We start from the raw sequence: 404 nt of genomic DNA on the forward strand, positions 1-404 counted from the left end.
GAACTTCCAAAATATGCATTTGAATAAAATCTAAATCTACATTATGGTTTTTTGTATCGATTAATTTAAAGCATCGGTGCGGTTTGCCTTCGTCTCCAAAATTCAAATTGAAATTAATTAAGTTAATGCTAATAATTCTTGGCAGATTTTTATAATCTTCGCCTTCCTTCAATTCGTTTACAATATTCTTTGAAGCATAATAAAAAATTCTTTTAATGAAATTTATATTTCCGCAAAGCTGAATTTCAATTATAACCGTTTGATTGTCTTTTGTTTTCGCTTTAATGTCGATTATCGATTCTTTCAAATCGATATTTTCAGACAAATTATAAGGGTCGATTATTTCCAAATCTTTAACTTCTTCAAAATTGAAATCGCTTAAACTTCTTCAAAATTGAAATCGC

At 27.5% G+C, this 404-nt stretch carries 1 pseudogene; it reads right to left on the bottom strand.

Annotated features, from left to right (window positions below):
- A pseudogene (locus EZH24_RS13535) lies at positions 1-382 on the bottom strand (Rpn family recombination-promoting nuclease/putative transposase); the annotation flags it as partial.
- Positions 383-404 lie beyond the last annotated feature (22 nt).

The sequence above is a fragment of the Brachyspira catarrhinii genome (assembly GCF_005518285.1).
GTDB classification, from domain to species: domain Bacteria; phylum Spirochaetota; class Brachyspiria; order Brachyspirales; family Brachyspiraceae; genus Brachyspira; species Brachyspira catarrhinii.